The sequence below is a fragment of the Microcoleus sp. LEGE 07076 genome, assembly GCF_015207455.1.
GTDB lineage: Bacteria > Cyanobacteriota > Cyanobacteriia > Cyanobacteriales > Microcoleaceae > Microcoleus.
The window spans coordinates 1-14,483 of the sequence record NZ_JADEWV010000152.1 but is presented as its reverse complement, the minus strand read 5'-3'; the positions used below and the strand labels follow the sequence as shown (position 1 = coordinate 14,483).

The following is a 14,483-nucleotide window of genomic DNA, read 5'->3' as shown; positions in this document are numbered from 1 at the left end:
TCTTGCGGAGCCGCACAAGCACCAATCCCCAAAATCAATGCTGCTAAAAATAGCAGCATTAATTTTGGGGATTTGATATGGGAAATTTGGGATTGGAGATTAATCATTGGTAATTGGTAATTGAGAATTGGTAATTGAGAATTGGTAATTGGTAATTGGCTAATTAAAAACACTAAATCAAAAATTAAAAATGTTTTATACTTTATCTAAATTTTTAACTTCTAATTTTTAATGATTCCACTCCTTACCTATTACCCATTCCCCATTCCCCCCCCATTACCTACTTTTCGATAATTTCCTCTGGACGGAGACCTGCGCGCCGATCGGTGTAGGAAACTTCATGGGGGTCGATCGCACCTTTGGGCAAATAAGCGAATTCCCGCATCGGTGTCACCATCGGGTCATCTGTAACCTTGTATGGCAAACGTCCGAGAGCCACGTTATCATAATTCAACTCGTGACGCTCGTAAGCGGCTAACTCGTATTCTTCTGTCATTGACAAACAATTAGTCGGACAATATTCTACGCAGTTACCGCAGAAGATACACACCCCGAAATCTATACTGTAGTGCTTGAGCTGTTTCTTCTTAGTTTCTTTGTTAAATTCCCAATCCACCACAGGCAAATTGATCGGACACACCCGAACGCAGACTTCGCAGGAGATGCACTTGTCAAATTCAAAGTGAATTCTGCCTCTGAAACGTTCCGAAGGAATTAGTTTCTCGTAAGGATACTGCACCGTAATCGGGCGGCGTCTCATGTGGTCAAAAGTAACAGATAGCCCTTGACCGATATACTTAGCAGCTTGAAGAGTTTCTTTGGCGTATTCGCCTACTTGATTGAGGAATTTTAGCATCGTGTTCTCTCTCTGTACTTGAGTTTTTGGTAATTGCTAACTGATAACAGGTAATTTGTTGACAGCTAATTTTTCTTAATTATTGCCTTTTACCTATTATAAATTAACCCCCAAAAGCAAAGGGAAAGGCAAGTTTCAAGGCTGCGGTTAATAGCAAATTGACTAAAGCAACCGGAAGCAAAAACTTCCATCCCAAATTCAGCAATTGGTCGATCCGAACTCGCGGTAGAGTCCAGCGCAGCAGAATTGCCAGAAACAGGAAAAAGTAGGCTTTTAGCATGGTCATTGTAATGCCCAGCAAGCCAGTAATTACCTGCAACCAAGGAGTCGTCTCGCTCAATCCCAGGGCATTGGTGAGGACTCCGACAGGAATCGGGGATTCCCAACCGCCGAGATACAAAACTGCTACTAGCAGGCAAGAAAGCACGAGGTTAACGTAGGAAGCGATGTAGTACAGAGCAAATTTCATGCCCGTGTACTCAGTCTGATATCCTGCTACCAATTCTTCTTCTGCTTCCGGGAGGTCGAAGGGCAACCGTTCGCATTCTGCGAGGGCTGCGATCCAGAAAATTAGGAAACCTGCGGGTTGTCGCCAGACGTTCCAGCCGACGATGCCGTAGCTGGCTTGTTGCTGTACGATGTCGATCGTACTGAGGCTGTTGGACATCATCACCACTGCCAATACTGCCAAAGCTAGAGGAATTTCGTAGCTGAGGGATTGAGCGGCTGCTCTGAGTCCGCCGAGGAGGGCGTATTTGTTGTTAGAAGCATAGCCCGACATCAGCAAGCCGATCGGCTGAATGCTAGAAAGAGCAATCCAGAGAAATATGGCTGTCCCCATGTCGGCGATCAGCATATGCTCTCCGAAGGGCACGATCAAATAGGACAAAAACACTGGAATCACGACAATCACTGGCCCGAGTGTGAACAGCAGCGCGTCAGCTTTTGCCGGTACAATGTCTTCTTTGAATACCAACTTCAGCCCGTCGGCAACGGGTGCTAGCACTCCCAGAGGGCCGATAAATTCCGGGCCGATCCGCTGTTGAGCCGCGGCGGAAATTTTCCGCTCTAGCCAGACGCTTGTCAGTACGCCGAAAACAGCACCGACAATCATCAGCACCATTGGCAATGGTAGCCACAGTAAGTGGGCGATGTCTGCCGATAAGCCCAAATTCGTCAGGGCTTCTACAAAACTTCCTTGTAAGTCAATTCCTGGGTTCATGTTTCCAGATGAATGAGCGATCGCATATATTTTTACACCCATCCTTAGTAGGAGTAGGTTTGGAGATTCGGGTGTTTGTAAAGATTTTTAATGCTTTACCGCCTAATAGTATATCGCCCCACAGCCTCGAAGAACGCACGGATGGGTGAAGTTCTAATTATCTGATCCCCCAAGCTGGCTAATGGGTTGGTAACTTACACGATTTGAGATTTGAGATTGTAGGGTGCGTCATTTGTGGATGTAGCACCAAAAACTCGGGTTTTCTCCGACGGGGTACCTTATACCATTTATAAAAAAGCTTGCTTAACACAAAAATATTGGGCGGAGTGAAACGGGGGGTTGCTTCCACGGGCTTCTCAAAACAACAGGTGCGTCGCTATAAACAAAAATATTGGGCGGGGTGAAACGGAGGGTTGCTTCCACGGGATCTTCAAAACAACAGGTGCGTCGCTATGAGATTGTCGATCTTTTTTGAGGATTGTCGATGTATCCGCACCCTACGGCTACTATGTCAGCGTCGGGTAGTTCACGTTGAATCAAGATTGAATGCCAAACATAAAGGGCTCGCGATTTAAATCGCGAGCCCTTTGAATGTTGTAAAGCGACTTTCAAATGGCTTAAACCATTGATTTTACGTCACTTTTTCGATGGAACTGGGCAGAATCGAACTGCCGTCCAAAATGGGTATTTACCTTCCGATCGTTCACAGGTTTATCCCCTCTGATCCTCGGGGCGGGAACCATCTTTATCCCAAATGGGGGGATTTTCTAGTGATTGCTTTCCCGGCTAGACGACTAGAAACGTTTAGCTAGGGCATCCGTTGGGGGTTGTTATGCTGCTGTTAACGGAGTTAAGCGGCATACACTCTAAACCAAGCTCAAGAAGTTTTTAGGCTACAGCTACGGCTTTGCGAGCGAAAGGAACGATGTTGTTCGCATTTACTATTTTGTTTGAGCCGATATTAGCGAGAGTAGACTCCCTCTCGACCTGCATCACGGAGCAGCTTTCGCCACCCTGTCGAAACCATTACAGCCCCTCGTGCGTTCTTTAATCATAGCCAATATTTTGTGTTGCGTCAAGTCAAGGGATTTGAGATTTTGTTTGATCGTTCGGACTTTAGTCCTCAGATGTTGATGAGGACTAAAGTCCGAACGATCGAACCAATTTTAGGTTTAATGCAAGTTGTCGTCCCAGACACCGATGTAAATTCGATCGCGCTGATTGCGTTCGATCGTACCTTCGAGCGAACCCTTCCTAAATGTAAACCGATTTGTCCGGCGCTGCTGCACATCGCGAAATCCCTGCAAAATCTCCCGGTTAGCGCCGCCCACCATCCCGTTTAAGGCGGTTCGCACTACCAAATCGTCCACCGACGGGGCAAAAGAACCCTCTGTTTGCACTAATTTGTCGGAGTCGCGATCGTAAATGTAGCCGAGAGTAATCCGGTTCGGCAATATTTCGTAAAGTGCGGTGCGAGTATTCGGCCAATAGCCCCGGCCTTGAGAGTCAGTGGGTTCTCCCAATTCTGCTAAAATCTGACTTTCCGGCGTACCAACGGCATATCCGGGGATTGTGGGAGTCCTCCGATTGCTGGTTGCTGGTTGTTCGTTGGGTGGGGGCGATCGATCGGGCGGCAATTCCTTGTCAACAAGTTTTTCTGTTGGTGTGGGTTCGGCAGCCTCTGGAGTTGGAGATAAAGGTGTTGGAGTTGGGGCGGGTGTTGGAGTTTCAGCAGCAGGCGGCGGAGTTTCAGCAGCAGGCGCTGGATTTTCAGCAGCAGGCGCTGGATTTTCAGCAGCAGGCGGCGGAGTTTGTCTGGGAGTCGGAATCGGTGCGGGCGTGGAAGTGGGAATTGGTGCGGGGTTGACGCGCGCGTCTGGATCTGCGGGGGGCGAAGTGCGATCGTCCTTCGCTACAGGTGCCGGTTCCGAAGGTTGTCGGTTGAGGAAAACCCTAGCAACACCGACCAAACCTGCAACTAACAGGGCGATCGCCACCAACCCCAAAATCCACCAAATCTTGCGATTGCTGCCCCCTGAAGGAACCACAGCAGGCGTTGTTCTGATATCTGCAGGCGACTGAGGCCCGTGTCCCGGAATCACCGCCACCGTCGGCCCGGTGTCCGGCGACTGCCCCTGTAGCAGACCCAGCCATTCATCCACGCTAGCAGGGCGATTTTGAGCTTCTACCGTCATCCCCCGCATCACCGCTTGACTGACAGCAGGACTCACGGACGGCTGCAAGTCGCGGGGTGAAGGCATCGGCTGGCTGGTACGGAGAATTGCAGCCACCGGCACTTGTCCTGTCAGCAGAGTATAAAGCGTGGCGGCCAGACCGTAAACATCTGTGGCGGGCGTGTATTTTCCTTGGGCGAAATACTGTTCTGGTGGCGCGTAGCCGTCGGACACCATATTAGTGTGATTTTGGGTTGCACCGTTGGTAAACTCGCGGGCTATGCCGAAATCGATCAGCACTACTTCCTGAGTACCTTGGCGCAGGAGGATGTTTTGCGGTTTGATATCTCGATGCAGCAAACCTTTTTGATGAACTGCCTTCAAAGCAGCGCCAATTTGAGTTATGTAGGAAATTGCCAGTTGTTCTGGAAGCGGTCGATTTGGCAAGACTACATCACCCAAATCCTGACCGGCTATGTAGTCCATCACCATGTACGGTTGCCCATCTTCCACAAAGAAGTCGCTGACGCGGACGATATTCGGATGGACGCAGGAAGCCAACCGCCTCGCTTCGTCTTGAAACTTGCGATCGAACTCAGCAAAATTGGGTTGCTGGCGTAGAGATTCGTTGAGGGTTTTAATGACTACAGGCTGTCCTAAATAGCGGTGATTTGCCCTGAAGGTAATTCCAAAGCCGCCCCGTCCCAATTCTTGTTCGAGGGTGTATTTTCCGCCTTGTAAGCTTTTGCCGATTAGCGCATCCATAGTTTCGGGCGATCGCGTACCAGATAATATCGCTGATTATGGCACGTATGGTCGGTCAAGTGAACTGTCAATCAGGCGATCGAGAAGTGCGATCGGCTCTAAATAGCAGGTTTGCTTCTGGCTGACGTTGATACTTTTCTCTGGAATCACACCAGATGTGAGTGTATCCGATGCTCTTCTGGGGGCGCTGAAATATCTGGATGTTTTCTGCCATCATCATTCAAATCCATCCTGGTTTCAATTTTCAATTAATACTTTTGCGATTTTTTCTAACAGAGATGACTGACTGTTTTCACCGACTTTTAAAATATTTTGAGTGAGCGTACTAAAATGTAAAGCTGTAATGGGATGATCGCTCAGGTCAGATGTGGCCATTGACTCTTTGTAATCTCTTTTTCCAATCAAATGATAGACTCTAAACCCTTTTTGAATCGAGCCTCCGACACTTTGTGCGGGAGGAACATAATACTGAATAAATGTTTCGTTCTTTAAATCCAAACTTATCATATTTTGGATTCTATTGATAGGTTGAATCTCGCTGTTGTAATGGGATACCAAAGGTAACAATCTACTACTGCTTTCACCTTTGTTTTTGCGGTCTATTGTTAATTCTCGGCTTTCCATATCTTCAAGAATACCAACACGTCCAATTAATGTTGGCGTATAAAAATCATCTGTATAACAATTAATATACAGCTTCTCTGATTCATCTACCAAATATTTTTGATCGTTAATTAATTTTTCTGACTTATTTTTTCGCCTTCTTAAAAATTGGAATTTAGCTTCTATTTGTTTCAAATCGCGCATCACATTTTTTATGTATATGCAACCATTTTGATACAGAAATTCTACCGCAACTGCTTTAGCTTCCTTGTTTTTAGGGCTGCGTACATAAATACTAAAAAATCGTTTTTCAGGAAATGATTGAGGAGTAATAGGCAAGCCCAAGTTATCGTTTAAAATACTCTGCGCGATCCAGTTCTTAATTCCCAACTCAATCAAGACTTTCTGAAATTCAGGGGAAATCTTTATCTTGTATCGTTCGCAGAAACTTTCCCATTGTTTGCTATCTGCTTGTTCTTTTAGATAACAAAAAATAGAACCCTCTACATCCAATATTTTCCCTTCTGTAAAATCTTGCGTCTCCTTCTGTAGACTATCTCGATCTCGATCAATTTTCCAATTTGTATAATTAAAAACCGCAAAATTAGTTTTCTCATCTCCCACAGCACGAAATTCTGGTATATTTATCCCCTGCGTGCTAAAAAACTGTCCCGTCTCCAAATAGTTAAATCTTTTCTTTAACTGTGAATAGAAATCTACTTGCGATTGATTATCTATTGTTGTTGATGGATACCACAGATTGTCTTTTGCTTGATAAGCCATCGAACCCGCTTCTTCCTCCAAAAGTTTATTGAAAACCAAATAGTTTTTTTCCGGTTCAAGTTGAATATCTGACCATTTAATAGATTCCGTAATTCTCCAGCAAACCCCGTCCTCACCTTCAGATTCTACTTTTTCATAGGTACTAACAGTTTTTCCATCCTTGTAAAATGCGATCGTAGATACCCCTTGATGTTTCAGAAAATGTTGCAAAAATTGTTGGTCAGATTCAGTCAGATCGACTCCAGTATTGTTAATAATCTCTAATGATTCTACAGATTCTATGTTTTTGATGAAAGGGTTTTCTAAGTAGTGATCGGCTTGAAAATCAAGAGATTTAAATTTAATCTGGCACTCACTTAAAAAACCCTCAAGTTTTGTCATGAGGTTTTGGTAATGATAAAGCTGAGTCTTTTTGAACTTATTATAATTTTTAGGATCTGTATCAAATTGCATAAAATAAATATCATTTTTTGCGCGAGAATCGAGATCGCGATCGAAGTAGTAGTTCTTATTTTTGAATACCAACAACTCTCCTAAATTATCAGCATCTACAGTCTTGTAATCTTTTTTATCTTTGGGCAATAAGAATTTTCGTCTTTTTCTAGACAATGTTAATGTTAGTACATTATATGGATTGTATTTGATTAACAAATTCTGTCCCCATACAAAAAGAGCGTCTTTCGATTTGCCCAGAGTCGTGGAATGAAGTAACAGTAATTCTTCAAAACCATTTATTGTTTCAACGGATAAGCCTTGAGACAGAATATAAAACTTGAAAATGAGGTTGAAAATTCTTTCTCGATTGCTAGAATTGTCTGTAAATAACTTTTGCCATCCAGAATGAGTTTTATTAGGGGATAAAAAGAATACATATTTTTTGCCCTCCGTATATGATAGGAAGTATTGAATGTCTGATTTTTCCCATTTTTCCCCCTGTGCAGCAAGCCGTTTTTGGACTTCTTCTTTAATGTATTTATGCTGCTTTTTATAATATGTAGCCCGTGATTCCTCATTATTTTCAGAATCTTTATCTTCAGGAAGCGGATATGGAAGTGGAAAAGATTCTATCCCTTTTCCCATTTTAAATAGATACTGAAACAGTTTTTCGGCAAGTTCTTGTGGCTTTTGTAATATTTCTATTTGGTTGGTTCGCGATATATCTGACAATGCTGCTGTTTTATTGTTCATTTTATTTCTCATTGTAAAACAAAAATTTTTTGAGGATATTGGATTCTACTGGACAATTGCGATCGTCAAAGAAAATCAAATTTCCAGAAAATAGCGTGGGTGAGTGTTGTTGATTTTTTTCTTGGGCGGCGTGCAAGTTAAGAAGTAACCCCCTTGCGGTGCTAAATTCTGGATAGTCTGAAACAATCGCCTTCAGCTTGTTTTCGGTTTTATCCAGCGTCTTTTTGGACAGGCGATTTCCCGAAGCCTCGCTCCAAGCTTTAACATCAATACAAAATAGCGTATTCTCCTTGACATAGTACAAATCAAACAGCTCGTATAGTTTACAATATTTTTTGAAATCTCGCAATTCCTCAAAACGATAGATGGATTTTATGGCTTTCCAGTCTTTACCTTCTTTGAAAACTTCATCTTTAATCCAGCGTTCCACAAAATTTTCAGCCAGTGAGGGATACAACACATCGTAGAAGAAATTCCGACGCGGAATATAAGTATTAAAAACTTCAGGTTGTGGCATCAACTTGTTGTACAGTCTGTAGATTGAATCAGTCGAAGGATCTAAGGAGCTAATTTCATTACCTTCTAAGTCATAGCCTCGATCGCTGATTTTTAGAGAGTCAGGATATAACCGGTTCTGGTAAGGATAGATTTTTTCCCCATTGATGCTATCGCTGATAATCCAGAATTTTTGGCCTCTTTCTTCCTCGGAAGCTAAATATGGAGTAAATTCAACTTGTTCTGGTTTGTGATAGAATAATGACTCAATAAAATCAGCAGGAAATAGCCCTGAATCTCGCAACTTTTCGAGATACTTGGCTGGGTCTTTGAAAACAATTGGATCGCGCAACGCATTCCACGCTTTTGTGATGTCAAAAGTATGTTTATTAAGATGAAAGCGATCGATTTCCTCCAACATTTGTGTTCTAAACGCTTGAAAAGCCAGAGTGGCATCAATCTCATCAATAACATGATCGTCATAATCCTTAATCGATCGTTTTTTCTCTTCTTCTCGAACACTTAAATAAACTTTGTGGTTGTTAACAGAAAATTTCCGAATTTCATCCTTTTCTTCCCGTTCCAGGTATCTGTAAAAATTCACTAAATTTTTTCTGGTTTCTTCATTAACAAATATTTTTGCCACTTGGTTGGGAAAATCGCGTCTCTCAGATCTGCCGATCGCCTGCAAAACTTGTTTCCCTAATAAAATCTGGTGTTGCTGCTGTCGAAATTCTCCAGCTTCTGGTCGGCTGAGATACTGGTTGAAATCTTTGATTTCAATATTAGACTCTCCCAAGTTTACAATACTTTTCATCAAGGCAAAATGGTAAAGCGTCATAGATAATCCAGAATCTTTTGATTTGTTAAGCGGTGGGCCCATTACTGTATAGTAACTGTCCATTAACAACACTAAAGAGTCGAAATCTTTTTCATAGCCGTTAGGGTTTTTGATAATAGTATTCAATCCTTTAGAAGCGGATTGATAAGCCGATATAAAGAAGATTTTCTCCCCTTCTTTTTCAACCAGCTCATTCAAATACGTGTTATCAGCTTTTTTCTCGCAGTAAAGACTGTTGAATGATGCCTCGTACAAAATTATTTTAATCTGAATATTACTCTGATATTCCTTATGCTTCACTTCCACATAATATATATTTGGATGCTCTGATGACACCTCAAATATAAAGTTAGCATGATTGAGTATATTGCAATGTTGAATAAGCTTTTTAATCCAGCGTAGAGTTTGAGTAAAAGCAATTGTTTCTTTAATTGAGTCATCCTCAAACAGGTAAAACAAGAAACGAATAAACTTTTGAAGTTCTTGGATTTTGTAAATTCCCAGCCAATTCCCACCCTGTTTGAGATCGTCGATAAAACTTTTTAAAATAGTTTCTTCAAATCGTTCCACAACTTTTTGAGTTTCGTTATTTGGGAAAGACAATAAATTCTCACTGAAAAACTTTACTGTCATCTGTCGCTGGCCCTCACGACTATCTCTGATGTCTTCGCAAAGTGATACTTCTTCCTCGCTCATTTCCTTAAAGGAACTTTCACCGGATTCACTAGCATTACGCAATTTATCTTTGAAATACTGCATATCATAACTCGTGCTTAAATCTCCTAAAATTCCTCCTGTTGCTGAAATTAAAAAAATCACATTACTATTATTGCATAACATGGAATTTATCTTGAATTCAGGCGAAGTCAATATAGCCGTACTACCAATAGAAACTTCTCTAAGGGCGCGATCTATCAGATTGTTTTTAGGATTTTGATAACGAGAAATTTCTTTAATATTTACGATGGACTTATAACTTTCATAGACATAAGCAGTGTTTAAGTATTTTAGCAGTTGATTTTGCGAGGGGCTTTCTTCACTTGCCTTTTGGACTTTAGCTATTTGTTTCGACCAAATTTCTAAAGAACGGGATTGAGAATCTTCAGCATCTAAGACGTTAGCTAGAAAATCTTTGATGGTTTTGATTTGCGATCGCACAGCGAGAATGGCATAAATTAACTCTGCTACAGAGGTATTATCTGCAACTTTTTCCTCGGCGATTTGGACGTGCCCGCCAGAAGGTTTGGTTAAAAACAATTTTTGCAGAGGTTCGAGGTTGTAGATGTATAGGTTGTTGTATGCAAAAATGTTCATTAAATCATCACAGATTTTATTGTAAAGCTTTTGAGGAATCAACAAACTTCTATTATTCTCAAATTTTGAAATAACTCTGGATAACATTTCAAAATCCACCATAATGGGATTTTGTTCATCATTATTATCAAAAATTCTAACAATTTCTTCCATTGATTCGTCAAGCCCCTTTTGAATTTTTACTATTTGTTGTAAAAAATTAATAGAGTTTCCCTCCTCAACAGTCAGTCTTTGATATGTGCGGGCGAATTTTTGCAAATTTTCTTCTAGAGCTTTGTCTTTTTCCAAGTGTTCTTGAAATTCGTAAAAAGCGCCCTTATTCTTATCTACAAAATTTAAAAAATCTCTGTTTTCATTATTTTGAGTTGAAAACAGCATAGAAAATTCTCTATTGATAGATGACAGCGCATTATTGATTGCCAGTTTTTCAGGAGAGATGATATCAATCTTCTCCTCTAGCATAATTTGGTAGCCATCTTCCTGCTCATCCAAGGCAAGGATAAACTTTCGGGAGTTGTCTGTATGCTCAATAACGTATTTATCAAGATGACTGCTTTTCTTTACCCATTTTGTACCGTTGTGGATAAAGTACGGAATAGCCGTTTCAAATTTTTTATAAGTGAGCATCAAAATTCCAGATTTTTTTTGCAGAAGGTGGAGGGGGAAAAATATTTTAATTAATTCTAAACATTCATCAGGACAATTTTTTTGGTCTAATTCACATTTGATGAAAAATTCTAAAAAGCTTTCAATTAAATTATTCAGTTCCCGTGTTGCTCTCGTAATTTCAGAATCATTAAAATCCTCATCTCCAAAACCTGTGTTTTTTACATATTCAAGGCGTTTAATTACATCTTTTACTTTCTCAAGGTTTCGTTTATTTCCTTGAACCGTTTCAGCAGGACATACTTTTTTATCGATCTTCCAAATATTTTTGTTTTTGAGAATTGAAGATATCAATTCCTGGTATAATTTGATATACTCATCCGTCATTTTCATTTTTAAAGAATTTATTTTATAGATGGGAATATCTGGGTATTGGCTCTCAACTGAAGTGGGAACACATAAGTGTTCTCTCAATGGCGCAACATATATACCGATTATTTGAATATTTGAATGTTCTTCTATGGTTTTATAAATTGCTTGAAACAATTGGTGAGTTTTTCCTGAACCCGTACCATAATTGATAAGTTTTAGTTGGGGACGGTTTTCTTTGAAACTATCTTCAATAGTTGCAAGGTAGGAATTAATAATTTTGCAACGAACTGATTCTAACTGCTGATTAAGATCGTCTGTTTGCTTTTGCATTATGTGTTATCACCTTATCTAGAGTAAATACATATCGTGGGATAGTCTTCTCCTTGACTGATACCCATAGTAGCACCTGAACTCTTGTGCGTTGTCTCGTAAATTGCTATAGACGAGTTTTTTGGCATCTTTCTGTGCCTGTTTGGCGTATACCAGATCCCAATTCACCACTCCAAATGCCGATCGCACTCTACAATCGGCGTTGCCAGTCCTTCCCGAATCGATTCCCGCATCCCGGGCACTGAGAGAAGATACAATGTTTCCTGCACAGATGCCCAGTCAGATTCAGATAATAAGACTGCATTGCTAGTCTGTCCTGCAATCACGATCGGTTGATGCGACTCACTTACTGAATCGATCAACTGTTGCAACTGCTTTTGAGCTTCCTTGATTGGGATCATAATCTTCCACTCGTCTAAATACGCTTTTCTAGATGTTGGCTGGCTGTAGACACTCTCTTAATTATGAGCGATCGTTCCCCTTACTGACTTCTATCTCCCTTTTATTTTAAGGGAGTGTCAAGACTTCTATTTTTTTCTGTGTGTCGGGGTGCACCTGAATATTCAATTGCTCAATTTGTTCTTGCAGATAACCATCTGAAATGATTGCCTCGTCCCATTCTTGCGAATAGTAAATCAAGCTCTCACCCCAAAAGTCCTGAACTATACTATCTAAAACTTCCAAAGCAAATTTTAAGGTCTCTGTGGAAGCTTCGCAATCAGGATCTGGCGAAAAATGGACAATGGTGTTTCGCAGCTCGCCAAATTTTAGATATCTATCTAATTCCTTGATTCTATAACCAGTTGCCGCCCAAAGAACTTCAGGTAACTCTGAATACATTAAAGTTCGACCGTACTTAAAGAGTTCCTTGATACTCAATACATCCTTAGTAGTATTTGATTTAGGGTAGGACTTGAAGATTAAAAGCGGATGCTCTTCAGCAATGCGTGCCTTAATAAGTATTTCTGCTCCATGTGCTGCATGAACTACCGACAATATATGAGAAAAAGGCTTCGTTATCTCGCTAAACGTTGCATCATAAATAGCTCTCCCAAGAATATGAAGCCCAAATTCTTTCATGTGCTGTGATACTTGCTTTGTCTCAGGATTCATCTAATCTACTCCGTAACGCTAGTTAACTCACGATCACCGATCGACATCTTGAGCCGCCATCATTGCATTGATGTGGGTAAAGATGCGATCTAATTCCCCAATAGCGTCGAGTTCCGCTGCCTCTTCTGCCATTAGTTGGTCTGCCTTCTTCTTCTCTAACAATTGTTCCATGCGCTGTTGCAGCGATTCACTAAATTTGAACAACTTCCAGCGATCGACCTTTTCAATGCAAATCTCATGGATTAACGAGGAGGGTTTGTTGAGAATTGAAACCATTATAGGCTCCGAGCTTCGGGTTTTAGGTATTGAGTAAATTATAGCTTTTACAGTCCTAGACGCACCATCGACAGATGCACGAGCAACCACGGGGGATTGCCCTGCAAAATATTATATAAATCGGCTCACCGCACTCGCATTAAAATACACTATCGAAATGCTGTTCTCGGAACCCTGGCGAGTTGGTAAGCGCCCCGACTGTCCAACAATTGATATTGATTTGGCTGCAACCCCAATTGCACAAATTTTTCTGGATATCCCAGCAACAAAATAGAGGGAGAAGTGGGGTTTTTAGAGTCCTTAAGGTAGTCGATCGCCCCTCTGAGAGATCGGTAGTAAGTCACGGGTTTTTCGGTATAAAAAACCAGACTCGGTTTCCAGAAACCAACCATAATAAACTCTTCCCCCGGCAGTTTTTGTTGCACAACAACCTGCGCCAACTGTCTTAGAGGTAACTGGCGGTTGATATCAACTAAATTGTAGGCGGGAGTCAGACCAAAGATGATAAATGCTACTAAGCCGATGAAGTTGGCAACCAAAATCCAGCGCTGTTGCCGCTTCCAGAGCAAAAGTGCGATCGCCACCGCAGCAGTTATCCAAATCGCACCGCCCACAATCAGCAATCCCGACTGCTGAAGTGCTTGCGGAAAATTGGGCATTGCCGGATCGTCTCCCAGCCAGTTGTAGCAGTAGAAAGTTGCTCCGGCTATAATTAGTAAAAATACGACATTGAAAATGTATGTGACTAACAGCCCTCGCGGTAAAGAATTCGGTTTTTTTTCTAACTTTCCAGGCCTGTTTTTGGGCTCGTTACCTGCAATAATATCGCTCCACAGCAGCGTCACCAAAATGGCAGCGGCGGGCAGTAATGGCAATACGTAACTGGGTAATTTGGTGACGGCGATCGTGAAAAAGCCAAAGATACAGCCGAACCAAAATAGGGCAAATAAACTTAATTGATCTCTGCGCGGTTGACGGCGCCAGTAGCTGCGCTGCCAAAAACGGGTACGCGCGATCGCCACCGGCAAATAAATCGACCAAGGTGCAAAACCAAGCAGCACTACAAAAAAGTAAAAATACCAAGGCGCTGAATGCTTGTTGACTACTCCAGTAAAACGCTGGAAATTGTGATAGCCGAAAAAACTGTCAATATAAGTTTGACCGTTGTCTAATATAACGAGAATAAACCAAGGCAGGGCGATCGCCAGAATAATCAAAATTCCAGACACCGGACGCATTTCCCGCCAAAGTTGCCGAAAATTTCCCAAATACAGCGCGAAGCTACCAATAATCAGCGCTGGAACGACAATTCCCACAGGCCCTTTAGCCAGAATTGCTAAGGCAATTAGTACGTAACAAGTTAGATACCATTTATTGGGAAATCGCGATGCAGAAACTGTGGCAAATTCTGCTTTTTCTGTTTTTTCTTCTAGGGTGTAACCGAGAAAAAATGCCAGAAGTGCCGAACACATACAGCCGACTAACAGCATATCTGAAACGCCAGTCCGCCCCCAGGCAATAGTTTGGGGATTTAATGCTATTAGG

Annotated in this window: 10 protein-coding genes and 1 other RNA gene; all 11 read right to left on the bottom strand. The window is 41.7% G+C overall.

The window, feature by feature from the left end; all coding sequences use genetic code 11:
* Positions 1-280 precede the first annotated feature (280 nt).
* Positions 281-856, bottom strand: a complete 576-nt coding sequence (gene ndhI / locus IQ270_RS21605; RefSeq protein WP_193975265.1) for an NAD(P)H-quinone oxidoreductase subunit I — start codon at positions 854-856, stop codon at positions 281-283.
* 103 nt (positions 857-959) lie between these two features.
* Positions 960-2,078 (bottom strand): NADH-quinone oxidoreductase subunit NuoH, encoded by a 1,119-nt coding sequence (gene nuoH, locus IQ270_RS21600; RefSeq protein ID WP_193975266.1) that lies wholly within the window; start codon positions 2,076-2,078, stop codon positions 960-962.
* Between the two features lie 645 nt (positions 2,079-2,723).
* Positions 2,724-3,114, bottom strand: a transfer-messenger RNA (tmRNA) gene (gene ssrA / locus IQ270_RS21595).
* 136 nt (positions 3,115-3,250) lie between these two features.
* Positions 3,251-5,017: a serine/threonine-protein kinase gene (locus IQ270_RS21590; protein WP_193975264.1), complete on the bottom strand. Its 1,767-nt coding sequence runs from the start codon at positions 5,015-5,017 to the stop codon at positions 3,251-3,253.
* A gap of 67 nt (positions 5,018-5,084) precedes the next feature.
* Positions 5,085-5,237 carry a hypothetical protein gene (locus tag IQ270_RS21585; RefSeq protein ID WP_193975263.1) on the bottom strand — a complete coding sequence of 51 codons (153 nt, stop codon included), beginning with the start codon at positions 5,235-5,237 and terminating at the stop codon, positions 5,085-5,087.
* Positions 5,238-5,254: 17 nt separating this feature from the next.
* On the bottom strand, positions 5,255-7,591 hold the full coding sequence (locus IQ270_RS21580; RefSeq protein WP_228056576.1) for a hypothetical protein: 2,337 nt from the start codon (positions 7,589-7,591) through the stop codon (positions 5,255-5,257).
* 1 nt (position 7,592) lies between these two features.
* Positions 7,593-11,549: a hypothetical protein gene (locus tag IQ270_RS21575; protein ID WP_193975261.1), complete on the bottom strand. Its 3,957-nt coding sequence runs from the start codon at positions 11,547-11,549 to the stop codon at positions 7,593-7,595.
* 164 nt (positions 11,550-11,713) lie between these two features.
* Positions 11,714-11,950, bottom strand: a complete 237-nt coding sequence (locus tag IQ270_RS21570; protein ID WP_193975260.1) for a type II toxin-antitoxin system Phd/YefM family antitoxin — start codon at positions 11,948-11,950, stop codon at positions 11,714-11,716.
* A gap of 106 nt (positions 11,951-12,056) precedes the next feature.
* Positions 12,057-12,662, bottom strand: coding sequence for a hypothetical protein (locus tag IQ270_RS21565; RefSeq protein ID WP_193975259.1), 606 nt, complete (start codon positions 12,660-12,662; stop codon positions 12,057-12,059).
* A gap of 33 nt (positions 12,663-12,695) precedes the next feature.
* The gene (locus IQ270_RS21560; protein WP_193975258.1) at positions 12,696-12,938 is read right to left on the bottom strand and encodes a hypothetical protein; all 243 of its coding nucleotides are present in this window, start codon (positions 12,936-12,938) and stop codon (positions 12,696-12,698) included.
* A 149-nt stretch (positions 12,939-13,087) separates the two neighbouring features.
* A partial coding sequence (locus IQ270_RS21555) for a glycosyltransferase (protein ID WP_193975257.1) occupies positions 13,088-14,483 on the bottom strand: 1,396 nt, incomplete at its 5' end.